The sequence below is a fragment of the Streptomyces profundus genome, assembly GCF_020740535.1.
In the GTDB taxonomy this organism is placed as follows: Bacteria; Actinomycetota; Actinomycetes; order Streptomycetales; family Streptomycetaceae; genus Streptomyces; species Streptomyces profundus.
The window spans coordinates 6,162,342-6,187,409 of sequence record NZ_CP082362.1; the positions used below are offsets into that span (position 1 = coordinate 6,162,342).

A 25,068-nucleotide genomic window follows, 5' to 3' on the forward strand; every position below is an offset into this window, starting at 1 on the left:
ACGAGAGGAGCCCCGTGCCATCCAGCGAGCCTGCCGCCGCGCCCTGCCTGGTCGACCCCAGATCAGGGCGCACCTATCCGCTCGATCCGCTGCGCTGGCGCGGCGACGACGGGGCGCCGCTCACCGTCTCCCCACTCCCGGCGCCCGCCCCCGGCGCGATCGATGCCGGCGAGCGCTCCCTGTGGCGCTACCGCGCCGCCCTCCCGTCCGCCGCCGGGGCCGCCCCGGTGAGCTTGGGCGAGGGGCGCACCCCGCTGCTCCAACGGGACTGGCGCGGCGGCCCGTTGGCGTTCAAGCTGGAGTGGTTCAACCCCACGGGAAGCTTCAAGGACCGGGGCACGAGCGTCATGATCAGCGCCCTGGCCGGCGCCGGGGTCACCGAGGTCATCGAGGACAGCTCGGGCAACGGCGGCTCCTCGGTCGCCGCCTACTGCGCCGCCGCCGGCCTCCAGGCCGAGATCCTGGTGCCCGAGGGCACCTCGCCCGCCAAGGTCACCCAGACCCGGGCGTTCGGCGCCCGCGTCAGGGCCGTGCCAGGCGACCGGGCCGCCGCCTCGGCCGAGGCCCTTCGACGCTCAGCTCGGGTCCCCTACGCCGGGCACAACTGGCATCCGTTCTTCCTCCAGGGCACCAAGACCCTCGCCTACGAGCTGTGGGAGGACCTCGGCTTCGAGGCGCCCGACGCGGTGGTGACGGTCGCCGGCGCCGGCAGTCTGGTCCTCGGCTGCGATCTGGGGTTCGGCGAGCTGCTGGCGGCGGGTCTGATCCGCCGCCGGCCCCGGCTGTTGGTCGCCCAGCCCGCCGCCTGCGCCCCCGTGCACGCGGCGTTCCAGGGCGTCGAGCCGCCGCCGTTCGGGCCGACGATCGCGGAGGGCGCCGCGATCCGCGCGCCCGTCAGGCTGCCCGAGGTGGTGGCGGCCGTGCGCCGCTCCGGCGGCGACACGGTCGCCGTCCCGGAGCAGCGGATCGCCGACTCCGTCAGGGAGTTGGCCGCCGCCGGGCTGTACGCGGAGCCGACCAGCGCCACCGCAGCCGCGGCCGTGGACGTGTTCCGCGAGCGTGGCGCGATCCGCGCGGGTGAGCGGACGGTCGTGGTGCTGACGGGCACAGCGCTCAAGGCGTCCGGCTTCATGAACGGTCTCTTCCCCGCCCCGGAGGACGCGTGAGCGGCCCCGGTGACGAGGACGAGGACGCGCTGCTGCTCCGCGAGGCGGAGAAGATCGTCACCGCCATCGGCCGCATGTTCCCCGGGCTGTGCGAGGTCGTGCTGCACGACCTGCGCGACCCCGAGCACGCCGTCCGCACCATCGAGAACAACCTCTCCGGGCGCGACATCGGCGATCCGGCCACCGAGCTCGGCCTGGCCCGCATCGCGGACCCGGCGTACCCGGACGTGCTACAGAACTACCCCAACCGCTTCCCCGACGGCCGCCCGGCCAAGAGCACCTCCATCGGCATCAGGAACGGCGCGGGCCACTACGTCGCCGCCATCTGCCTGAACCTGGACGTCTCCCTCTTCGCCGTCGTGTCCAGAAGCCTCGCCCAGCTCGTCGCGACCGAGGAGCCCGACCAGCCGGTGCGGGAGTCGCTGAACAGCCGCAGCACGGGCGAACTCCGCAGCGCCGTCGAGGAGTTCGCCAGCGCCCACGGCCAGACGCCACGCGGCCTCGGCGCCTCGGCCCGCAGGGAGCTGGTCCGCTCGCTCAGGGCCAGGGGCTTCCTTGAGGTCAGACACTCGGTGCGCACCCTCACCGACCTGCTGGGCGTCTCCCGCGCCACGGTCTACAACGACCTCCGCTGACCGGAGTGGCCGGCGGCGCGGCGAACGCGTCCTGGGAAGCGTCGCTGGTTCCACAGCGGCGGTGCACATAGAGTGAACGGCAGCTCCAAGGGGGCGTTGCCGAGCGGACGGTGGGATCGGTCCGACGGTGACCACTGACAGCGGACATCGGAGTCGGCCCGGCATGGTGTACCAGGTTCCACCGGCAACAGCACACTTCGTCGATCGGGAGGACGAACAGGCCCGCGCCTTTCGGGCCGTCTCCGACTGGAAGCACCCGTCCCGGCCGCTGTGCCTGGCGCTCAGCGGCCTCGGCGGGACCGGCAAGACCGAGCTGGCCTACCGCCTGGCCCGCACCCTGCGCGACCGCTACCCCGACGGGGTCCTGCGGGTCGACCTCAACGAGCTGCGCCGCGACGGAGTCGTCGAAGTGACGGACGCCCTGGGCGAGTTGCTCGCCCCGCTGGACGTCGAAGGCCGCTGGCTCCACCAGACGCTCCGCGACCGCAGCCGCCAGTACTGGGACCGCACGGACGGCCGTCGGCTGATCGTGCTCGTCGACAACGCGCGCACCGCGGCCGAGGTGCTGCCGCTGCTGCCCGCCTCGGGGGACAGCCTGGTGATCGTCGCCAGCCACGGCCCGCTGCACGACCTCGAACACGGCTCCGCCGTCGAGCTGCCGCTCGCGCCCCTCGCCGACCAGGACGCCGCCGAACTGCTCGAAATGATCGTCGACGACCCCCGCCTCACCGACGAACCCGACGCGCTCCAGGGGTTGTTGCGCGTCTGTGCCGGTCTGCCGGCCGCCGTGCGGGTCGCCGGGCAGTGGCTGCGCCGCCACCGCAGACGCCCCCTCTCCCGGCTGCTCGCCGAGCTCGACACCGAACTCCAGGACAGGGGGCTACCGATGGTCGAGGCGGTGTGGGACGCGGCCTACCGCGCGCTGGACGAGGACGCCGCGCTGCTCTACCGGCTCCTCCCCGCCTACCCGGGCGGCGCCCTCACCCCCGAGGGCGTCGCGGTGTTCCTCGGCCGGGGCCGCGAGGCCGCCGACGACTCGCTGGACGCGCTGGAGGCCGCCGGGCTCCTCGACGCCAGGCACGAACGCGCCCGGCTCCCCGAGCCGTTGCGCGCCCACGCCGACCGCCGCGCCCGCGAGGACGGCACCCCGGGGGAACGGGAGACGGCGCTGCGCCGCGTCATCCGCTGGTACCTGCGGCAGGCCCAGCGCGCCGATCTGCTCGCCGCCGGCCCGCGACTGACCATCGCCGACCCCGTCCCGCCGGAGCCGGACGCCCAGGACATCGCCTTCGGCGCCCCGGGGGAGGGCCGACCGGCCGACGGACAGCGCTGGTTGGAGGCCGAGCGGCATGCCGTCCACGGCTGTGTCACCGAGGCCAACCGGCTCGGCATGGACACCGAGACCTGGGCGCTGTGCGAGCCGCTGTGGACCCACTTCCTCGACCATCCGCACCACGCCGACGCGGCCGACTCCTTCCGGCTCGGCATCGCCTCCGCCCAACGCGCGGAACACATCCCGGCGTTGGCCCGGATGCGCGCCCAACTCGCCCGTGCGCTGTGGGAGCAGGACGAGTTCGACGCCGCCGCCGAGCAACTCGCCGCCGCGCTGGCCGCCGTCGAGCTGCTCGACGACACCCCCCGGGACCGCAAACTGGCCGCCTCCGTCGTCGAGTTCCGAGGCACCCTGCACGGCAGGCGCGGCGACTGGCAGTCGGCCGCCGCCGACTTCGCCTCGGCCCGGCAGGTGCACCGAGCGATCGGCAACGCCTACGGCGTCCTGCTCGGGACCTACCGCCTGGGCGAGGCGCTCGCCGCCCTGGGCGAGCTGGACCGCGCCGAGGAACTCCTGGCCCAGGCCCATGAGTTGGCGGGTGCGCAGGGCCGGGAGCGGATCGCGGCCCGCGTCGCCTTCGCCCTGGCCGGGGTCCTGGCCCGCCTCGGCCGCCCCGAACGGGCCCGTCCGCTCTACGAGTCGGCCCTCGCCGCCGCGCGGGCGCGCGGCGCCGAGTTCGACGAGGCCAGAGTCCTGGACCCGCTCGCCGACCTCGTCGCCGAGCTGGGCGAGCCCGACCGGGCGGCCGAACTCCGCGCGACGGCCCGGGAGATCAGGCGGCGCCACGGCGGATAGCCGCCGACGCCGTGGCCCCCCACCGACCGATCGCGGGGGGCCACGGCCCGGAGATCAGACGGTGCGATAGGCGTCGATGATCGTCAGCTCCGTGGTGTTGCCGTCCCGGTCGGTCAGCTCCGCGTGGAACGACACCGAACCGCCGGCCGCCGGATTGGTCACCGCTACCGCGCCGTCGGCGACCGGCGCCCCCTGCCAGGACGCGCCGCCGTCGTAGGACACCTGGACCGTCAGGGAGTCCGGGCCGCTCTCCGCCGCCGCGCCCTCCATGGTGACCGGCACGCTCGTCTCCCGCCCGGCCGGCGCCGTGCTGTCGGATGCCAGCTCGGGGGAGAAGCGCACGAGCGAGACCGGCAGCGGTCGCGTCTCGTCGGCCGGGACGGACGCCGAGGTGAACCCGAACGTCGCCGAGATCTCCGTGCTCACCCCCGCGTCGGGCCGCAGCGCCGTGGTGGTCAGCTCGTAGCGGCCCTCGGCGGACGGCACCTCGAAACTCGCCCAGCCACGGAGGAAGTCGTCCTCCGTGTGGATCACCTCACCGTCGTAGGACAGCGTGGTGGTGCCGTGGCCGCCCGAGAGGTAGCCGTGGTGCCCCGCCCCGTCCGACACGGTGGTGACGAAGGCGTCGAGCCGGTCCCCGCTGCGCGTCAGCCCGTCGTCGCCCGGCGGCCGGGGCGCGAACACCCCCACGCCCATGCTGTCGTGGTACGTCCGGCCGGCGGTGAAGTCCCCCGAGTAGACGGAGAACGAGCCCGCCTCGCCAGGGCCGGTGAAGTACAGCGTGTACGACCAGGCGCCGCCGGTCACATACAGCGTGGTGTCGGCCGGCAGGGCGCGCTCCGGGCCGATGCCGCCCCGGCGTCCGCCCACGACCTCAAGCTCTCCCGTGGTGCCCTCGGTCGGCGCCCCGAGGGTCAGCCGCACCTCGGCCAGGTCCTCATGGGTGAACTCCCGCTGGTGCCCTGTGAAGTTGGTGCCGGCCCGCTCGATCAGCGTGTGGTACTCGGTGTCGCCGGCCGCCCAGGACGTCTGGTGGGAGACGAGCAGTTCGTCCTCCGCCAACGCGGGCCCCATGTGCTGGGTGAGCAGCACCTCCTCGCCCGAGCCCTCCGAGCCGTGGGTGATCCCCAGGGCCGGCAGCGCCACGCTGCTGGAGGTGTAGAACGGTTCGGCGCTCTCGTCGGGCACCGACAGGTCGATCTCCCTGGCCTCCCGGGCGTCCAGCGTCACGGTGGTGTCCTCGTCCAGGGTGGGCAGCACAACGGTGTGGCGCGCCTCCCAGCCCTCGCCCCGCGTGGTGGTCAACAGCAGGTAGTCGCCGCCGTCGGGCAGCCGCAGGACGGACGAGTCGCTGTCGGGGAAGAGGAGCGTCGTCACGCCCGTCGAGCGGTCGACCAGCGTCGCCCACCAGTCACCGACGGCCGTGCCGTCCAGCCCGACGGCCCGCACGGTCAGGACGTGGAACTCGCCCAGCAGGTCGATCGCGCCGGCGGTGGTGACGGTGTGCCCTTCCCCCGCCGCCGTCACGAACACGCTGTAGGCGCCCGCCGGGTTCTCGACGGTCCCGGTGTCGAACGCGGTGTCGGCGGTCGCCTCGACGCCGGCGGTGCCGCCGGCCGGCACGGTGACCGTCTCGGCGCCGAGCCGGAAGGCGCCCTCGGGAGCGGGGCCGCCGTCAGGGCCGACCGTGGTCAGCGACAGGTCCAGCGTGATGTCCTCGGTGCCGAGGTTGCGGTAGGTCAGCTCCCGCGTCACCGGCTCGTTGTCCGAGTGCGGCCACTCCTGCGCGCCGAAGGAGAGGGACACCGGCTCGGCCACGACGGTCTGCCCGATCGCCGCGGCCACATCCGTGCGCCCCGCGCCCTGTTGGAACGCGCTGTAGCCAGCGACGGGAGTCGAGGAGGCGACGAGCGCGGCCTTCAGGCGCTCGCCCGTCCAGTCCGGGTGCTGCTGCGCGAGCAGCGCCGCGGCCCCGGCGACATGCGGTGCGGCCATCGACGTGCCGGACAGGTGCATATAGCCCTCGCCGGCCGGTTCGCCGCCCTCCGCGAGCCAGCTGCCCTCGGCCGCCGCCGCGGCGATGCCCACCCCGGGGGCCGTCAGGTCCGGCTTCAGCGCCGCGTCGTCCACGCGCGGGCCGATCGACGAGGACCGCGCCAGGGCGTCGTCCCTGTCGACCGAGCCCACGGTCAACGCCGCGTCCGCGCTGCCGGGCGAGCCCAAGGTGCCAGGCCCAGGACCGCCGTTCCCCGCGGAGAGGACGAACAGGACGTCGGTCTCGTCCGACAGCCGGTTCACCGCCTCCTCCAACAGGTCGACGCCCGGCGTGTCGTCGCCGCCCAGGCTCATGTTGACGATGTCGGCGCCGTGTTCGACGGCCCACTCCATGCCGGCGACGATCCCTGACTCCACGCCGCTGCCGAAGTCGTCGAGCACCTTGCCGTTCAGCAGCGAGACCCCGGGCGCCACCCCGGTGAACGCGCCACGCGAGCCCGCCGCGATGGACGCGACGTGCGTGCCGTGGCCGTAGCGGTCCTCGACGCCCTCCGCGTCGCTGAAGTTGGCCGCCGCGACGACCTTCCCCTCGTCGAGGTCGGGGTGCGTCGTGTCGATGCCCGTGTCCAGGACGGCGACGGTCACTCCGGTGCCGTCGAAGCCGGCGTCCCAGGCGGCCGGCGCCCCGATCCGCGGCACGCTGCGGTCCAGCGCCGCCGTCCTGACGCTGTCCAGGGAGAGCGACGAGACCCCGGCGGCCAGCGTCCTCGGGCCGGTCAACGACTCCCACACCCCGGCCGCACCGTCCGGGGGCACCGTCAGCGCCTCGGCGTCGATGCTCGGCAACTCGGTGCGCACCCGCACGCCGGCGTCGGCGAACAGCGTGGCGGGCCGCTCGCCCGCATAGGAGACGATCAGCGGAACACCGTCCCCGACCAGTCGGGCGTACTCGGGGCGGGTCAGCTCCGTGACGTCGAACAGCCGCTGGTCGACGAGCCCTTCGGCGATCAGACGGCGCGCGTCCGACGGGATCACGAAGGTGCGATCGCTCCCCTCGGACACGGTCACCGGTATGGACTCGCGGCCTGGGGCGGGCCGGACGGCGAGGACGCCGCCATCGGCGTCGAGCCGCACCCGGTCCCCGGTGATCAGCGTGATCTCGTGGGCCGCCCCGGCCTCGGCGGCCGGCCCGCCGCCCGGGGGGCCGGCCGCGCCGGCGGTGGCGGGCGCGGCCAGCAGCGGACCGCCGACCACGGCCACGGCCAGGGCGACGGCCGCGACCGTCCTGCCGCGCCTCGGGCGCCCGCCCCGATCGCGCCGCGTCGGATGATGTGGGGGCACTCGGCTCCCCGCGTTCTCAGAGTTGTCTCGCACACGGGGAGCGTACGCGGCTGCGTCCAAGCCATGTGCGGGTGCGAATCGTCACCTTCTCCGGTACCCCGGAATCAGTCGATTTTCCCAGCTTCCCCGAGGCGTCACCCGTGTTCGAGGCGTTCTTGTCCGGTCGATCACAGGGGAGTTGACCCTCGATGGAGCTGGCCGGAAAAGAACGACGCATGGCGTGAGCCTCGGAACATGGACCGTCACATGGGCGAAGAGACGCGCCCAAGCCCGCCCGGCGGGTCACAGGGGATGGTCGGCGTCCTCGGGGGTCGCCGGGGCGAGGGTGGTGGGGAAGACATGGTGGCCGACGCGGGTGTCGAACGCGGCACGCCCTCCTGGACACCGGGTGAGCCAGGCGTGCGCGGCGCAGAGCACGGCGGCCGGGTCGGTGTGGACCAGCCGCCCCTCGACCGGCAGCGGCGCCAACTCCAGCCGCAGCAACGCCCCGGCACGCGTCCGCAGCACCGCGCGGGTGGCGGAGAGCACCACCCCGGCCAGGGCACAGCCCGGGTAGCGGCGCAGCGTCTCGTCGATCCAGCCGGCGGCCGTCCACGCCACCAGGTGCGGCGCGGCCGGCGCCGCGCCGCCAGCGCGCCGGTAGAGCAACCCCGCGCTCTGCGCCTGCCGTTCGCTCGCCGCGCCCTGCTCGGCGGCGAGCAGCCTGGCCGGCCGCTCCCGCCAGGGCGGGAAGCGCTCCACGGTCACCAGCGCGTCGCCCACCACGTCCGCGTTCACCGCGCAGGCCACCGGCTCGCGTGCCGCCCGTCTCGGCGTCGGCAGCGGCTCGGGCGCCGGCGGCGGGCCGACCGGGGCCAGCCCGAGCAGCGCGTACAGCTCCTCGCGCAACAGCTCCAGGGCGCGCCCGCGTTCGGCGAAGGCCAGCGCCGCCAGGGCGGGCCCGACGCCGCGCGCGGCGGACGCCGCCCGCCACGCCTCGGCCAGCCCGTCCGCCGACGTCAACCGGGGGCTGGCCGCCAGCAGCCGGGCCATCGGACTGCCGGGGATCAGCTCGTCGCCGCCGTCGTAGGCCGCGATCACCGGGCGGTCGAGCGCCGCCGCGTAGAGCGCCGTCGAACCGTGGTCGGTGATCACCGCGTCGGCCGCGACCAGCAGGCTGCCCCATTCGGCGTGCGGCCCGGGCAGCGACAGGCCCGCGTCCAGCGCGGGCGCGAGGCTCTGCGCCAGATCCAACGAGCCCAGCCGGCTGCGCTCGTTGGGATGCAGGATCAGCGCCAACTGGTAGCCGTCCAAGGGGAGTCGGGCCAGCAGCTCGGCCGCGAGCCCAGGACGCCGGCGCAGCAGCGACTCCGGGCCCCAGGTGGAGGTGAGCACCAGCAGCCGACGGGCCCCCGTGCCCAACGCGGCCCGGAACCGGCTCCGTTGACCGACCGAGGCGAGCAGCCGTTCCAACGTCGGGTCTCCCACCACCACGGCGCGGGCCGCCGCGCGCGGGCTGAACGCCGCCAGCTGGTCCACCTGTTGGGGGTGGGCCAGCGCGTGCAGGGCGGCCAGCGGCTCCCCGTCGGCGAGCAGGAACTCCGGGTCCAGACCGGATGGCGCGCCCGGGGTGCCCTCCCCCGGGAGGGTCTTGCCGAAGCCGGCGCCGTGCGGCAGCAACACCCGTTCCCCGGCGAGCAGTTCGAGCCGTCCCTTGGGGCTGGCCGCCAGGATCAGGTCAAAGCCGAGGCCCCGCGCCTGTTCCCACGGCACCGTCCGGCCGCCGGCCCGCTCCACGGCGGCCAGCGCGTCCACGTCGAACGCGGAGCCGGGAACCAGCGTGAAGCGGCGGGCGATCCGGTCGTCCCCCGCGAAGACGGGAAGGACGTCGAGCAGACGGTGGAGCGCGGTCGCCGACCGCGCGGCGAAGAGCACCGTGCGGCAGGTCGGGCGGTTGTCCGACGTGGCCTGGGCGGGCCCCTGAACAGGCTCGTTCCCGCTGGTCACCGACGGTTGCGTGGGTTGTCAGGACACATGGCTCGATCGTACTCGTCGGGGGTGGGAGGGGCAGCCGGGGCGGGAAGAATAACCGCATGACGGAGTGGGGAGTGGCGTTGATCGCGGCCGGCTCGGCGTTGGTGGCCAGCCTGATCAGCGGGATCTTCGCCCGGTCGGCCGGCCGGCGGCAGGCGGCGGCCATGCTGGAGACGGTGCGGATCACCGTGGAACAGCAGCGGCGGGAGCGGGCGCTGGCCGCCCGCCTCGCCACCTATCTGCGTTTCCTGGACGCCGCCGAGACGGTGCTCCTCGCCCGCCGGGCCGGTGGCGGCTCGGCGGAGGACCGCGCCGCGCTCCAACGCGCCCTGGGCGCCGTCCAGTTGGACGGGGCGGCGGCCACGGAGGCGGGCGCCCTGCTGGACGCGCTGCGCCGCGAACGCGGCCTGGACGAGCTGGAACGCGCGCGCTTCGCGTTCATCCACGCGGCCCGCGAGGCGCTGCGCGCGCCGGACCCGCCACCGAGCTGACCACCGCACGGCCACCGGCCCCACGCCCTTCCCGTCCGGCCGCGCCCCCGTGCCCGGGGCACCGGCCTTCGCCACTGGTCGGCCCGAGCCACAGCCTCGGCGGTGTGGCGGCTCCGCCGCCGTGTTCCGGTCTGTCCGCCGCCCGGGGCCGGCCCTGCCCTGCCGCCTCGGCGGTGCGGCGACGTTCCGCCCCGGGCCCGCGGCCCCGTTCGCACGGGGTCAACGAGGCCGGCCGGCCCCTTCCCGCCCGTAGGGCCGCGGCCGGGGGCCGGCGTGGCGGCGCCCCGTCCGGGCCTGCGGCCCCGTTCCCCGCGCGTTCGCGCGGCGTCGCGGCGCGGGGCCAGTGTGGCCGGCGGCCCCGGCCGGCTCGTTCCCGCCCGAGGCGTGTGGCGGCTCCGCCGCTCCGGCCGTGTCGCGGCGGGGACCGCCATGTCCCGGCCCGCAGGGCCGCAGCCGGGGGCCGGCGTGGCGGCGGTCCCTGCTCGGGCAGTGGACCGCGGTGGCCCAGGGCCGCTGCCAAGGCCCGGGCGGCCCTAGCCCACCGCGATGAGGAGTTTGCCCCGGTTGGCCGCGCGGTTGGTGTAGAGGTTCTGGTAGGCGACGGGGAAGGCGTCGAAGCCCTGGTGCACCGTCTCGTCGAAGACGATCTCGCCGCGCCGCACCAGGCCGCCGACGTCCCGCAGCAGAATGGCCAGGTTCTCTTCGGTGAACCACTCCTCGGCGAAGATGCCTCGGATCGTGGTGCGCGGGAACATGATGTAGGGCAGCAGCCGGGGCCCGATCCAGTCGCCGTTGACGGTGGTGGACCACTGCCAGCAGACGGCCACCCGGCTGTGCGGGCGCAGCATGCGGAACGCCGCGTCGGTGACGCTGCCGCCGAGGTTGTCGAAGTAGCGGTCGATGCCGTCGGTCGCCGCGAGCAGCGCCTTGTGGGTCTCGTCCACGTCGTCGCCCTGGCGGTAGCGCACCACCTGGTCGAAGCCGAAGCGCGTCAGGTAGTCGACCTTCTCCTCGGACGAGGTGGTGCCGATCACCTTGGCCGCCCCGGCGCGCTTGGCCAGCTGCGCGGCCAGCGTGCCGATCGCCCCGCTGGCGCCGCTGATCAGCACCGTGTCGCCCGGCGTCACGTCGAGGAACTTGGTCATGGTGCCCCAGGCGGTGATGCCGGGGGTGCCCATGATGCCCAACGCCGTGGAGATCGGCAGCCGTTGGTTGTCGTAGTCGGCGGGGTCGAGGCGACGGAACGGGGGCAGTCGCAGCGGGAAGCCGCCGTTCTGCCAGACCCAGGCCCGGCCGTCGCTCACCAGATGGGTGCGCCAGCCGCCGAAGCCCTGCACCAGGTCCCCGACGCCGAAGTCGGCGCGCGGCCCGGCGTCGACGACCTCCATGATGGAGTCGCCACCGACGTGTTGGCCCAGCGGCGTCTCCTGGGAGAGGCCCACCAGATAGGGGTCGACGGAGACATAGCGGGTGCGGAGCAGCATCTCGTCGTCCCGCAGCGTGACGTCGAGTTCCTCGGTGACCTTCTCGTAGATCCGCTCGGCCTCGGGGATACCGGCCACATGTTCGCGGACGACCCACTTCTCGATCTTCAACAGGCGCTCCTCGGTGTGGTGTTCACGGTGGTGGCGGTGGTCGCGGTGTGTCGGGCCGCCCCCACGGGCTCGCGGGGCGCGGGTGACGCCGCCTCGTCGGGGCGCGGCCCGACGGGCACGACGCGTTGGCGCGGCGGCGGCAGGTGGTCGTCGATCTCGGCGGTGAACTCCCGCCCGTCGTCCCGGCAGATGAACTGGACGACCTGGCGCCCGGCCGCCACCGCCCGGATCAGGCCGCCCACGGTCACCCAGACCCCGGACATGTAGAAGTTGGCCAGCCCCGGCAGCACGGGACCGTTGCGGTTGATCTCCTTCTCCAGCGCCTCGCCGCCGTCGTCCATGAACGGCTGCCAGCCGGGGAAGGACCCGTTGTGGGAGGCGGTGTAGCGGATCTGGGTCAGCGGCGTGGACACGTCCCGGACGGCGACGGACTCGCGCAGCCCGGGGAAGCGCTCGTCGAGGAACGTCTCCACGGTGATCCGGGCACGCCGCTTGGCCGCCGCGTACGCCTTGCCGTGCCGCACCGGCAGGGTGTGCAGGATCTGCCCCCTGCGCGGTCGGCTGGCCTGTTCGGGCCCGTCCCGCAGCGCGCGCCAGGGGGCCGCCTCGGAGAAGTAAGTGGCGTACACCACGCTGGTCTCCTCGGGGGACAGTTCGGGATAGTGCTGGTTGCGGAACTGGACGTTGATGCTGGGATGGCGCAGCCCGAGCAGCTTTTCGGCCCGTTGCTCGTCCAGCAGATAGGTGGTGCAGGGGTCGGCCTCGGGGAACGGGCGGCGCAGTCCGAGGAAGACGCTCACATAGCCGGGGGAGAGCATTCCCGGCTGGTCGATGGTCTCGGAGTACAGCCGCCGGTAGGTGTCGTTGAGGTAGCGCCCGCCGAGCATGCCCAGCAGGGTGCTGCGCCCGTCGCACGCGGAGACGACGATGTCGGCGCGGAACTCCCTTCCGTCGGTCAACCGCACCCCGACGGCCCGGTCGTCCTCCACCAGGATCTCCTCGACCAGGGCGTTGTACGTGATCTCCCCGCCGAGCCGCCGATAGCGGTCCTCGACGGATCGCGCCAGGCCGAGCGAGCCGCCCTCGGGCACGCCCGCCGTGTGGTTGGCGTGCGAGGCGAGCTGGAAGTAGAACGGCAGCACCGGGAAGTCGGGGTGCTTCTCGTAGAGGATGAAGTTGAACGCCTCGCGCAGCAGCGGGTGTTGGAACCGCCGCGAGTAGTCGGTCATCAGCTCGGTGATCGACTTGCGGATGGCGTTGAAGTAGGGGAGGAACGAGAGCAGCATCCGCCAGCGTTCCGCGCGGCCCATCATGCCGACGGGCTTGAGGAACGGGTAGACGGCCAGCGCCTTGCGGAAGGTGCGCAGGTTCTGGCAGAAGTGCCGGATCCGGCGGGCGTCCGCCGGGGAGATCTCCGTCAGATGCCGCTGGAGCCGGTCCGGGTCCGAGTAGAAGTAGACGGCCTGACCGTCCCGGCCGCGGACGATGTTGAAGACGTCGAACTGCCGCATCTCCTTGCCCTGGATGGCGCCCAACTCCAGCCAGATCTGGTGCATCTCGTTGCCCGGGCCGCTGCCCAGCAGCCAGGAGACGCACCAGTCGAAGGTGAAGTCACCGCGATCCCAGGACGTGCAGGACCCACCGGGGATCTCGTGCATCTCCAGGATGTGGGTGCGGTACCCGCTCATCCGTGCGTAGGCGCCGGTGGCGAGGCCACCGAGGCCGCCACCGATGATGATCATGCTCTCTCTGGTGTTCCGCGTCCGCGGTTTCATGAGTCGGTCACACTCCTCCTTGTCGCATCCCCCACGCACCGAACTCAGGCGGGTGCCTCGCCGGTCAGCAGCCCCCGTACCAACTCCGCGTTGTCACCGACGCGTTCGGCGTCCAGCAGCTCGGCATGGCGGCCGGCGCCGCGCAGCACCACCGTCCGCGTGGTGGAGGAACCGTGCCAACTGCCGGGCGCCTCCACCGCGTAGAGCGCGGCGTTGTCCTGCTCGCTGATCACCCCGAGCACCGCCGCCACCGTGCCCACGTTGGCCGTGCGGCTGGCGAACTCCAGGTAGTCGCGGGCCTGTCGACGGGTCTCGTCGGCGACGCCCCTGGACCCGGTGTGACGCCGCAGATGGTCGTGCAGCTCCTCCTCGAACGCGGCCACCGCCTGCTCGGAGAGCGGGTAGGGTGCCGCGACCCGCGGCGAGTCCACCAGCACCACGCGGCGCACCCGACGTCCGCGCGCCTCAAGCACCTTGGCCACCTCGAAGGCGAGGTTTCCGCCCAGTGAGTAGCCCAGCAGGTCCAGCGGTCCCTCCGGGCGCAGCTCGGTCACCAGATCGGCGTAGCGGGCGACCTTGTCGTCGCCGGTCAGGTAGTTGAACCCGACCAGCTGCCACTCCGGCAGCGCACCGGCCAGCCGCCGGTAGACCAGGCCGTGGCCGCCGGCCGGCGGGAAGCAGAACACCGCCGGTTCGCGGTCGAGGTTGAACCTGAGGTAGGGCTTGGCCCCGCCGGTCCGCCCGGTGACGATGGCCTCCAGCGCGCCGGCCATCCCGTGCAGCGTGGTCACCTTGAACAGCTGGCTCACCGGGATGGAGATCTGGAACTCGCCTTGGAGCAGGTGGATCAGCTCGATCAGCCGCACCGAGCTGCCGCCGACCGCGAAGAAGTCATGGCGCAGACCCACGCGTTCGACGCCGAGCAACTGCCGCCAGCGCTCGGCCATCCGCTCCTCGTAGAGGGTCACGGGAGCCTCGTACTCGACCTCGTCGCCGCTGGTCCTCGGGGCCGGCAGCGCGGCCGTGTCGACCTTGCCGTTGGGGGTGAGCGGCAGCCGCTCCAGGGCCAGAAGATGGGTGGGGATCATAAAGGTGGGCAGCGCGCTGGCCAGCCAGCGCCGCAGCTCGGCGGCGTTCTCCGGGCCGCTCCCGGCTTCCGGCGCCGGCACCCAGTAGCCGCAGAGCGTCGGCTCGCCAGCGGCGTCGGGACGCACAGCGACCACGGCCTGTGCGACGCCGGGGCCGGCCAGCAGGCGGGCCTCGACCTCGCCCGGCTCGATCCGGTGGCCGCGCACCTTCACCTGGGAGTCGGCGCGGCCCACCAGCCACACCCGGCCCTCGGCGTCGAACGAGGCCAGGTCCCCGGTGCGGTAGAGCCGCTCGTCGCCGCCCAGCAGGCCGCTGACGAACCGCTCGGCCGTCAGCTCGGGATCGCCCACATAGCCGAGGGCGACGCCCGTGCCGCCGATCCACAACTCGCCGGTGACGCCCGGCGGTACGGGCTCGCCGCGCCCGTCCAGCACATAGAGCTCGCTGCCGGGGAACGGCCGGCCGATCGGCACCATCCGATGGGGGTCGAGCTCGTCCGCCTCGCCCTCGAACCAGCTGCTGTCCACGGCGGCCTCGGTCACCCCGTAGGAGTTGACCACCCGGGTGTCCGGGCCAGCGAGGGAACGCAGCCGCCGGTACTCGCCGACCTTCCAGGAGTCGGAGCCCACCACCAACAGCCGCAGGAAGTCCAGCCGTTCGCCGGTGGCCTCGCAGTGCGCCAGCAGGGCGCGAGCCACCACGGGGACGAACTCCGCGCAGTCGACCCGTTCCTGACGCATCGTCCGGTAGAGGGAGGCGGCGTTGAAGAGCAGCTCGCGGCCGACCAGCACCAGCCGGCCGCCGGAGCAGAGCGCGCGCACGGTGTCCCCGGTGAACACGTCGAACGACGGCGACGCCATCTGGAGATGGACCGACACCTCGCTCTCCAGCCGGTACTCGGCCCGCCAACCCGCGTACGCCGAGGCCAGGTTGCGGTGGCTGACCGCCACCGCCTTGGGCCGCCCGGTGGATCCCGAGGTGTAGATGACATAGGCGGGGGAGTCCGGCGCGTCGCCCTCCCCGACCGGCGGCCCGGGATCGTGCGCCACCGGCTCCTCCAACGTGCTCAACGGCACCACGGCACCGGGCAGTTCGAGCGTCGAACCGTCGCCGACCAGGGTCCGGGCGGCGCCGGCGGCCCGCGCCATATAGGCGAGCCGCTCCGCCGGGTACTCCGGGTCGAGGGGCAGATAGGCGCCACCCGCCTTGAGCACCGCCAGCAGCGCCACCAGCAGCTCGGGCGACTTCGGCAGGCAGAGCGCGACCACCGTGCCCCGCACCACCCCGTGCTCCCGCAGCCGGTGCGCCACCACATTGGCCCGCCCCTCCAACTCCCGGTAGGTCAGCCGGCGCACCGCGCCCGACTCGGCCGGCGCCACCACCGCCACCCGGTCGGGGCCCTGGGCCACGGCCCGTTCGAAGAGCCGGTGCACCGGCTCCGCGCAGTCCACGCGCTGCCCGGCGCCGCTGAACTCGGTGAGCAGCCGCCGCCGTTCGGCCGCGCCCAGCATCGGCAGCCGCGCCGTGGACGCCTCGCCCCGCGCCCGCGTCAGGCCGTCGAGGAGCTGGGTGTAGTGGTCCGCCATCCGGCGCACCGTCTCCGCCCCGAACAGGTCCGAGTTGTACTTCAGCACGCAGTGGAACCGGCCGTCCGCCGCCTCCTCGTACGCGGAGAGCGTGAGGTCGAACTGGCCTTCCTCCTCCGGGAGTTCGATGTACTCCAGGCGGTAGCCGTACCTCTCCGTCGCCACCTTGTGGTGCAGCAGGATGAACATCGCCTGGAACACCGCGGACCGGCTCGGGTCATGGCGCAGGCCAAGACGCTCCACCAGCAGCGTGAACGGGTACTCCTGGTGGTCGAGCCCGCCCAGCACCGTCTCCCTGACCTGCGCCAGCAGTTCGGCGACCGTCGGTTGCCCGGACAGGTCGGCGGTCAGCGGCAGCGGGTTGACGAAGTAGCCGTAGACCGAGGCGAACTCCTCCTCGGTGCGCCCGGTCACCGGGCTGCCCACCACGATCCGTTCCTGGCCCGAGTAGCGGTGCAGCAACAGGTAGTAGGTCGCCAACAGCACCATGAACACGGTGGTGTTGTGCTCGGTGGCCAGCGCGTGGGTGCGGGCGCTCAGCTCCGCGTCCAGCACGAAGAACTCCGAGGCGCCGTTGTGGGTCTGAACCGGCGGACGGGGCCGGTCCGTCGGCAGTTCGAGCACCGGCGTCTCGGCGGGCAGCCGATCCCGCCAGTAGGCGAACATCCGCTCGGCCTCAGGACCCGCGAGGAACGCGTTCTGCCAGTTGAGGAAGTCCAGATAGCGGGTGGTCAGCGGCTCCAGCTCGCCGGCGCCGCCCTGCCGCAGGTCCTCGTAGACCGCCAGCAGCTCCTCGATGAAGACGAAGGTGGAGATCGCGTCCGAGACGATGTGGTGCACCGCCTTGGTGATGATCCACCGGTCGTCGGCCCGGCGCAGCAGCCGCAGCCGCACCAGCGGGTCCCGCTCCAGGTCGTAGGGCCGGCGGTACTCCCGGATGATCAGCTGGTAGATCGCCTCCCACGGCTGCCCGGCGACATCGAAGATCGCGCTGTCCTCGCGCGCCTCCGGCGAGATCCGCGCCTCGGGAACGCCGTCCCGCAGCGCGAAGTTGGCACGCAGCGACGGGTGCCGGGCGAGCAGCCGGCGGTACGCCTCCAGCATCAGCGCCGGGTCGAGCTCGGCCCGCACCTCCACGGCGCCGCCGATGTTGTAGGCGAAGCCCTCCGGGTTGAGCTGCTTGAGGAACCAGAGCGCCTTCTGGTTCTGCGTCAGCGGATAGCGGCTCTCGTCGGTGTACACCTCCACCGCCGCCGAGGCCACCTCCGCGCCCCGGCCCGCGAGCCGCTCCAGCAGGGCGTCGCCCAGCCGCTCCATCAGCTCCCGCGCGCTGGCGCCGCCAAGCAGCGCCACCACGGGCAGCGCCACGCCCAGCTCGGTATGCAGCCTGGCCCGCAGCTCCATCGCCAACAACGAGTCCAGGCCCAGCAGTTGCAGGCTCAGCTCCGGATCGAACCGGTCCGCTGGGACGCGCAGCACCGCGCCCACCACGGCGGTGAACCGCTCCGTCAGCAGCCGCCCGCGCTCCGCCTCGTCCGCCGCGCCGAAGGCGTCCAGGAAGCTGCCCGACTCGCCGTGCCCCGTCGTCTCGCCGGCCGCGGCAAGCTCCTCGACCAGCCTCGGCGGCGTCGGATACCAGGCCAGGAAGGTGGGCCAGTCCACCACCGTCGCCACCAGCAGCTGGGCGACGTCCTGCCCGATGATCCGCTCCAGCACGGCCATCCCGGCCTCGGGCGACAGGGAGGACATGCCCCGGCTGTGCCGGTAGTGGTCGACCAGCCCCAGCTCCTCGATCATGCCGGTGGCCCACGGGCCCCAGTCCACGCTCAGCGCGGGCAGCCCCAGCGCCCTGCGGTGGTGCGCCAACGCGTCCAGAAAGGCGTTGCCCGCCGCGTAGTTGGTCTGCCCCGCCGTCGGCAGCCAGGCCGCCACCGAGGCGAAGAGCACGAAGTGCTCCAGCGGCTCGTCCGCCAGCCGCCGGTGCAGCGCCCAGGCGCCGCGCACCTTCGGGTCGTGCACCGCGTCGAACGCCGCCCGGTCCATCTCGGGGACCAGGGTGTCGCGCACCTGGCCCGCCAGATGGAAGACGCCCCGGATCGGGGGCAGCGCCTGTGCCCGGTGCTCGGCCAGCCAGCCGGCCACCGCCGCCTCGTCGGTGACATCCACGGCCGCCACCAGCACCTGGACGCCCAGCGCCTCCAACTCCCGTACGAACCGCACTCGTTCGGCGGCGTCCGGGGAGAGCCTCGGATCCCGCCAGTCGGCGCGGGCCGGCAGCGGGGTGCGGCCCAGCAGCACAAGCCGCCGCGCCCCGCGCGTCGCCAGCGTCCGGCACAGCAGCCGGCCCAGCGCGCCGAAGGCGCCCGTCACCAGATAGCAGCCGTCCGCGCGCAGCCGCAGCGGCAACGGCCGGGTGAGCCCCTCGGCCGGCCGCAGCCGGCAGGTGAACCTGCGCCCGCCGCGCAGCGCCACCTCGTCCTCGTCCGCGCTCGCGATCTCCGCGAGCAGCGCCTCGGCCTCCACCCTGGGCTCGGCCGGTGCCAGCGCCGCCAGGTCGATCAACTTGCCACGCCAGTCCGTGAGTTCCTGGTGCCCCAGGACCCGGCCCAGGCCCCAGGCGCGGGCTCCGAGCGGCGTCACCCGATCCCCGGCGAGCACCGCCTGGGTGCCCCGGGTGACCAGATGCAGCCGGCCGCTCCCACCGTCGGCCAGCAGCTGGCGGGCCAGCACCACCAGGCGGTAGGCGCCGGCCGACGCGTCCGCCGGCAGCGGCCCCGCCGGGTCGGACGCGGGCGGTTCGGTGTCCCACAGATGCAGCACGGCGTCGAAGCCGCCGCCGGTCTCGGCGAAGAGCCGCGCCAGTTCCTCGGCCGAGCCGGGAGCCAGCACCGACTCCCCGGTCACCGGATCGCGCCGGTACGCCCCGCCAGGCCGCACCAGCTCGCAGTGGCCGCCCTGCTCCGCCACCAGCTTGGCCAGCGCGTCCCCCACCCCGCCGGGCGCGTCGGCGAAGACCAGCAGCCGGCGCGGCACCGCCGCCGACTCCACGGCGAGCGTGGGCAGTTCACTCCAGTCCGCGGTGCACAGCCAGCTGTCGACGGTCGCGGTGGTGACCGTGCCGCCGGCCCGTTCCACGTCCTCGGCGCGGAAGCCGCTGACCGCGCCGAGCGGCGCCCCGTCGTCCCCGTGGATCGTCAGCTCGCCGACCAGCCGCTCGGGCGTCCGCTCCGTGACCGTGGCCCGTACCCAGACCGGCCGGTCGTCCACCTGGGCGAGGCGCACCTCGCCGATGGCCAGCGGCAGTCGGACGCCGGCGCCCTCGCGCCGTTCCTCCAGGATGGTGGGCGTGAGCAGGGTCTGGAAGCAGGAGTCCAGCAGCACGGGATGCATCTGGTGCCCGGCGCCGCCACCGCCCGCCGCGGCCGGCAGCCGCACCCGCGCGAGGGCCTCGTCCGGCCCGATCCACACCTCCTCGATGCCCTGGAACGCCGGCCCGTAGTGGTAGCCCAACTCGGCCAGCGCCGCGTAGCACTCCGGACCCGTGCGGTGCGCGGTGGCCCGTGCGCGTACCGCGTCCGCGTCCAACGGGCCGGCGAGCGGCCTGGGTTGACCCGTGCGCACGGTGCCGGTCGCATGCACGGAGGGTTCGGTCTCCGAGACGGTGGTCACGGCGAAGGCCGCCGATCCGGCGGCGAACGAGAGCCGCACGGTCGGTGGTCGGTCCTCCGGCAGGAAGAGCGCCTTGCGCAGCTCCACCTCGGCCAGCGCCGTCTGCGCGCCACCGCTCAGCGTCCGCACCGCCTGGGCCGCCATCTCCAGATAGCCGGCGGCGGGGAAGAGCGCGTTGCCCTGGATGCGGTGGTCCCGCAGATAGGGCGTCGACTCCGGGTCGAGCCTGACCTCCCAGGTCGGCTCCGCGCCGGCGAGCCGGCGGCCGAGCAGCGGATGGTCCACCTCGCCGCGTCGCACCCGGGCGAACTGCTCGGGCTCCGCCCAGTAGCGGTCCCGCCGCCACGGGTAGCGCGGCAACGGCACCTGGCGGCCCGCCGGTTGCAGCCCGTGCCAGTCCACCTCGAACCCGAGCGTGAAGAGCGCGCCCAGGCTCCGGGTGAATCGTTCGGTCTCGTCCTCCTGCCGGCGGATGGACGGCAGCGCGAGCCCCGGCACCTCGCGGCGCGCCAGGCATTCGCCGATCGAGTGGCTGAGGACCGGATGCGGGCCGATCTCAAGGAACAGCTCGAAGCCGTCGTCGACCAGGCGGTCGACGGCCGCCTGGAACCAGACGGTGTCCCGCACGTTGTGCCACCAGTAGTCGGCGTCCAGCTCCTCGCCGCGCGCCACCGCGCCGGGCAACGCCGTCAGATAGAGCGGCAGTTGGGCGCGGTGCGGCTTGATATCGGCCAGGGCGTCGCGCAGCTCGTCCTCGATCAGCCCCATGCCGGCGCTGTGGTACGGCACGGTCACGGCGAGCCGGCGGGCGAAGATCTGCTCGCCCGCGAGCTGTTGGGCCAGCTCGTCGAGCGCCGCCTCGTCCCCGGCCAGGGTGATCGCGCCCGGGCTGTTGACGGCGGCCAGATCGATCCGGCCGGCGTGGGAGCGGACCCGGCGCGCGGCCTCGGCCTCGGTGAGGCCGACCGCCAACATCCCGCCGGTGCCGACCAGTCGGTGCTGGAGCCGGCTGCGGTGCAGCGCCACGGTGACCGCGTCGGCCAGGGTGTAGACGCCCGCCTCGTAGAAGGCGGCGATCTCCCCCGTGCTGTGCCCGACGACCGCGTCGGGGGTCACGCCCCGGCTGCGCCAGAGCGCGGCCAGCGCGATCTGTAGCGCGAAGTTCGCCGGCTGGGCCAGCCAGGTCTCCGCCATCCGGGAGTCCGCCTCGTCGGCCAGCAGCTCGTCCCGGAGCGACCAGTCGGCCAGCCGGGAGAACTCCTGGTCACAGCGGTCGATCACCTCGCGGTAGACCGGTTCCTCGGCGTAGAGCCGGCGGCCCATGCCCCACCACTGCGGGCCCATTCCGGTGAACACCCAGACGAGCCGGCGGCGCAGCCCCTCCCGGCGCTGACCCGTGACGACCAGCGGGTGTGGCTCGCTGGCGGCAGCGGCGGTCAGTGCCTCGTCCAGCTCCTCGGGTGAGGAGTAGGCCACCGCCATCCGGTGGTCCAGATGCTCCCTGCGATGCGCCAAGGTGTGGGCGACATCGGTCAGTTGACTGGCCGTCAGCTCCGCTTGGAGGGAGCCGGCCAGCTCGGGGAGCGCCTCGGCCGCGCGGGCGGTCAGCGGCAGCAGGGTGTGGCGGGGCGGTTCGGCGACCGGCTCGACCGGGGGCGCGGGCGGGGGTTCCTCCAGCAGCACATGGGCGTTGGTGCCGCCGAAGCCGAAGGCGTTGACGCCGGCTCGCGCCGGGCCCCGGTGCGGGGGCCAGGGGGTGGCCTCCAGCGGGATGCGGAAGGGCGGTCCGTCGGCGGTGATCCTGGGGTTGACCGTCCGCAGGTTGATCTGCGGGGGTATGACGCCGTGCTTGAGGGCCAGCGCCGTCTTGATCAGTCCGGCGATGCCGGCGGTCGACTCGGTGTGCCCGATGTTGGCCTTGACCGAGCCGACATAGGCGGGGTCGCCCTCGGCGCGGCCGACGGACAGGGCGCGGCCCAGCGCCTCGGCCTCGATCGGGTCGCCGACGGCCGTCGAGGTGCTGTGCGCCTCGACGTACTGGAGGTCGCCAGGGGTGATGCCGGCGCGGGCGCAGACCTCCTGGATCAGCTGGACCTGCGCGTCGGCGCGCGGCACGGTGATACCGCTGGTGTGGCCGTCCTGGTTGACGCCGCTGCCGATGATCACGGAGTGGATCTGGTCGCCGTCGGCCAGCGCGTCCGCCAGCCGTTTGACCGCGATCAGGGCGACGCCCTCGGCCCGCACATAGCCGTCCGCCTCGGCGTCCATCGGCCGGGAGAGCCCGGCGGGGGAGAGGAACCCGCCCTTCGTCTCGGCGATGGTGTATTGCGGCGCGCTGTGCAGCAGGGTGCCGCCGGCCAGCGCCAGCCGGGTCTCGCCCCTGGCGAGGCTCTGGCAGGCCAGATGGACGGCGACCAGGGAGGAGCTGCACGCGGTGTCGAGGGAGACGCTGGGCCCCCGGAAGTCGAAGCAGTACGAGATCCGGTTGGACACCATCGTCATCATGGTGCCGGTGGCCGTGTGCGCGGCCAGGGTCTCGAAGTCGAGACCGGCGAACTGGAGGATCTTGTAGTCCAGGGTGAACGCGCCGACGAAGACGCCCACATCGGTGCCGGCGAGGCTGCCGGGACGTTGCCCGGCGTCCTCCAGGGCCTCCCAGGCGACTTCGAGCAACTTCCGCTGCTGCGGGTCGAGTTGGGCGGCCTCGCGGGGGCTGATGCCGAAGAACGCCGGGTCGAACTCGTCGAAGCCGTCGATATAGCCGCCGCGCCCGCCGACCAGCCGTCCGGGCTTGTCCTTGTCCGTGCTGCCCAGGGTCCTGACGTCGTAGCGACTCCGCGGGGTCGGGGTGAGGCAGTCCCGTCCCGCGAGCAGGTTGCGCCAGTACGAGCGGTGGTCGTTGGCGCCGCCGGGGAAGCGGCAGCCGATGCCGATGACGGCGTATCTGTCAGCGCTTCTGTCGGGGTTCTCGTCGAGGTTCTTGTCGGAGCCGCTGTCGGAGTTTCCGGGGACGGGGAAGGTGTCCTTCATGGTGATCCTTGGGTGATGACGCTGGGACGGGGCAGCAGGGGAGAGGGGGGACCGCTTGCCGTGATCGCCGTACGCAGTGAAGGCAACGCGCCAACAGAACCGGGAAAGTCGTACAAGACATTTCTCGTGTGGTGAGTCGATTTTCGTATGTGGGCTCATGGTAAAGGCGGTGTGTTGTCGCTATGTGTTGCCCCGTCACCCCAACTCCGCTGTGGAGCAGGCGAATCTCGCGGTGTTTCAACGCTTCGCAACGGCTCTGAAGTGCTCGGTTGGCGGCGAGGTGCGCCGGCGCCCGTTTCCTGGCACCTGCTCCCGCCCTCCTCGAATTGGTGATAGAGGAAACGTATTTGTGATTTTCACGTTCGAAGAGTTGATCGGTTTTTAGGGTTGGGTCCTGGGAAGGCCCGGGGTGCGGAATTCGGCACCGGCGTGGATGGGCGATGAGGGGCGCGGCCCTGAGTGACGGTCCACGGGAGTGGCCTCCGGCGCGCGGCGCCCGGGAGGGGCGCCCCCGGGTGAGGGGGTGGCGCGGTGACTCCGGGTCAGTATCCGGTTTTTGCGCGAACCGCTATGGATTTTGCGTCGACTCATGGACTTTCTGCGGCATCGCTTCTAGTCTCTGCGGCAACCCGCGATCCTCCCCCACAGGCAAGGACCCGACGGCTGTGAACCCCACGTCCGAGACACCCGTGTCCCCGTCCCCAACCTCCAGACGCCGCCCGCGTGTTCGTGGCCTCTCCGGAGCGCTGTCCCTGCTGTTGGTCGCCGCCGGCGCGGCGGTCGCCACGGTGGGGAGCGCGCCCGGCGCCACGGCGGCGGCAGCGCCGGCGGCCTCCCCCTTCGACGTCCAGGGCCGGGGCGCCACCGTCCCGTTCGTCGAGCAGGAGGCAGAGAACGCCGACTACGACGGCGAGTTGATCGGACCCGACCGCGTCTATGGCACGCTGCCCTCGGAGGCGTCAGGGCGACAGGCCGTCACCCTGGACGCCGTCGGCGAGTATGTGGAGTTCACGCTCACCGAGCCGGCCAACGCGATGACCTTCCGCTACTCCCTGCCGGACAGCCCCGAGGGCACCGGACGGGACGCCGAGATCGATCTGCTGCTGAACGGCGGGGCGGCGCAGAGCCTCCCCGTGACCTCCAAGTACGGGTGGTACTACGGCGGTTACCCGTTCAACAACAACCCGGACGACACCAACCCGCACCACTTCTACGACGAGACCCGCACCATGTTCGGCGAGACGCTGCCGGCCGGCAGCACGGTGCGGCTCCAGGTCTCCTCGGTGGCGGACTCGCCCAGCTTCACCATCGACCTGGCCGACTTCGAGGTGGTGGCGCCCCCGATCGCCAAGCCGTCGGGCGCCATCGACGTGGTCGCGGACTTCGGCGCCGACCCGACCGGAGCCGAGGACGCGACGGCCCTGATCCAGGCCGCCGTCGACGCGGGCACCGCCGAGGGCCGGGAGGTCTATCTGCCCGAGGGCACCTTCCAGGTGCGCGACCACGTCATCGTGGACCAGGTGACCCTGCGCGGCGCCGGTCCCTGGTACAGCGTGCTCACCGGACGGGACCCGGTGGACCGCACCAAGGCCGTGGGCGTGTACGGAAAGTACGCGCACGAGGGTGGCAGCAGCGGTGTCACCCTGCGGGACTTCGCCATCATCGGCGATATCCAGGAGCGGGTGGACGAGGATCAGGTGAACGCGATCGGCGGCGCCATGTCCGACTCCGTGGTGGACAACGTCTGGCTCCAGCACACCAAGTGCGGCGCCTGGATGACCGGGCCGATGGACAACTTCGAGATCCGGAACAGCCGCATTCTGGACCAGACGGCCGACGGAGTGAACTTCCATATGGGGGTCACCAACTCCACCGTCACGAACACGTTCGTCCGCAACACCGGGGACGACGCGCTGGCGATGTGGGCGGAGAACATCCCCAACGAGAACAACGCGTTCACCCACAACACGGTGATCCTGCCGATTCTCGCCAATCACATCGTGACCTATGGCGGCCGGGACATCACCCTCTCGGACAATGTTCTGGCCGAATCCATCACCAACGGCGGCGGGCTGCATATCGCCAACCGCTATCCCGGGGTGACCTCCGGCAACGGCACGGCCGTCGACGGGCATATCACGGCGGAGCGCAACACCCTGATCAGGACCGGGAACAACGACTACAACTGGCAGTTCGGCGTGGGCGCCATCTGGTTCGCCGGCCTCAACGAGCCGATCGAGGGCGCCGACATCCTGATCGCCGACACGGAGGTGCTGGACAGCTCCTATGCCGCGATCCACCTGATCGAGGGCGCCAGCAGGGGCGTCACCTTCGACCGTGTCACCATCGACGGGACCGGCACCTACGCCCTCCAGGTCCAGTCACCCGGCAGCATGACGTTCAACGACGTGGTGGCCACCGGCGTCGCGCAGGAGAACCCGATCCACAACTGCGTCGGCGACGGCTTCGAGATCATCCAGGGCGAGGGCAACTCCGGCTGGTACGCGGACCCGCCCGCGTGTACGGGCGTCTGGCCGGACCCGGTGTGGTGACCG

At 73.1% G+C, this 25,068-nt stretch carries 10 protein-coding genes; 5 read left to right on the forward strand and 5 right to left on the reverse strand.

The genetic code is table 11. The features are described 5' to 3' along the window. Positions 1-14: 14 nt before the first annotated feature. The 3 genes from K4G22_RS26710 (at position 15) to K4G22_RS26720 (ending at position 3,929) form a co-directional block, all read left to right on the forward strand. Entirely contained in the window at positions 15-1,166 is a 1,152-nt protein-coding gene (locus tag K4G22_RS26710; RefSeq protein WP_228083006.1) for a threonine synthase, read from the forward strand. Next, positions 1,163-1,801: a helix-turn-helix transcriptional regulator gene (locus tag K4G22_RS26715; RefSeq protein WP_228083007.1), complete on the forward strand. Its 639-nt coding sequence runs from the start codon at positions 1,163-1,165 to the stop codon at positions 1,799-1,801. Before K4G22_RS26710 ends, K4G22_RS26715 begins: the two co-directional genes overlap by 4 nt. Before the next feature lie 163 nt (positions 1,802-1,964). Beyond that, entirely contained in the window at positions 1,965-3,929 is a 1,965-nt protein-coding gene (locus K4G22_RS26720; protein ID WP_228083008.1) for a tetratricopeptide repeat protein, read from the forward strand. Positions 3,930-3,983: 54 nt separating this feature from the next. Here the strand turns inward: K4G22_RS26720 and K4G22_RS26725 are convergent, their stop codons facing one another. Continuing rightward, complete coding sequence (locus K4G22_RS26725) at positions 3,984-7,265, reverse strand: S8 family serine peptidase (protein WP_228083009.1); 3,282 nt, start codon at positions 7,263-7,265, stop codon at positions 3,984-3,986. A 282-nt stretch (positions 7,266-7,547) separates the two neighbouring features. Then, the gene (locus K4G22_RS26730) at positions 7,548-9,179 is read right to left on the reverse strand and encodes a CDP-glycerol glycerophosphotransferase family protein (RefSeq protein WP_228084242.1); all 1,632 of its coding nucleotides are present in this window, start codon (positions 9,177-9,179) and stop codon (positions 7,548-7,550) included. 158 nt (positions 9,180-9,337) lie between these two features. On the opposite strand from K4G22_RS26730, the gene K4G22_RS26735 reads away from it, so the two are divergent. Next, positions 9,338-9,769, forward strand: coding sequence for a hypothetical protein (locus tag K4G22_RS26735; protein ID WP_228083010.1), 432 nt, complete (start codon positions 9,338-9,340; stop codon positions 9,767-9,769). Positions 9,770-10,302: 533 nt separating this feature from the next. Here the strand turns inward: K4G22_RS26735 and K4G22_RS26740 are convergent. The 3 genes from K4G22_RS26740 to K4G22_RS26750 form a co-directional block, all read right to left on the reverse strand. Continuing rightward, positions 10,303-11,364: an MDR family NADP-dependent oxidoreductase gene (locus tag K4G22_RS26740; RefSeq protein ID WP_228083011.1), complete on the reverse strand. Its 1,062-nt coding sequence runs from the start codon at positions 11,362-11,364 to the stop codon at positions 10,303-10,305. Continuing rightward, entirely contained in the window at positions 11,361-13,106 is a 1,746-nt protein-coding gene (locus K4G22_RS26745; RefSeq protein WP_228083012.1) for a phytoene desaturase family protein, read from the reverse strand. The genes K4G22_RS26740 and K4G22_RS26745 overlap by 4 nt, the downstream gene beginning before the upstream one ends. 77 nt (positions 13,107-13,183) lie before the next feature. Then, entirely contained in the window at positions 13,184-22,513 is a 9,330-nt protein-coding gene (locus tag K4G22_RS26750) for a non-ribosomal peptide synthetase/type I polyketide synthase (RefSeq protein WP_228083013.1), read from the reverse strand. Between the two features lie 689 nt (positions 22,514-23,202). On the opposite strand from K4G22_RS26750, the gene K4G22_RS26755 reads away from it, so the two are divergent. After that, the gene (locus K4G22_RS26755; RefSeq protein ID WP_425336757.1) at positions 23,203-25,065 is read left to right on the forward strand and encodes a glycosyl hydrolase family 28-related protein; all 1,863 of its coding nucleotides are present in this window, start codon (positions 23,203-23,205) and stop codon (positions 25,063-25,065) included. Positions 25,066-25,068 lie beyond the last annotated feature (3 nt).

What these genes read in the sequence shown, in the direction of transcription:
- K4G22_RS26720 (WP_228083008.1), top strand. Translation starts at nt 1,965, where the DNA reads ATGGTGTACCAGGTTCCACCGGCAACAGCACACTTCGTCGATCGGGAG.
- K4G22_RS26735 (WP_228083010.1), top strand. Translation starts at nt 9,338, where the DNA reads ATGACGGAGTGGGGAGTGGCGTTGATCGCGGCCGGCTCGGCGTTGGTG.
- K4G22_RS26745 (WP_228083012.1), bottom strand. Translation starts at nt 13,106, where the DNA reads ATGATCATCATCGGTGGCGGCCTCGGTGGCCTCGCCACCGGCGCCTAC.
- K4G22_RS26750 (WP_228083013.1), bottom strand. Translation starts at nt 22,513, where the DNA reads ATGAAGGACACCTTCCCCGTCCCCGGAAACTCCGACAGCGGCTCCGAC.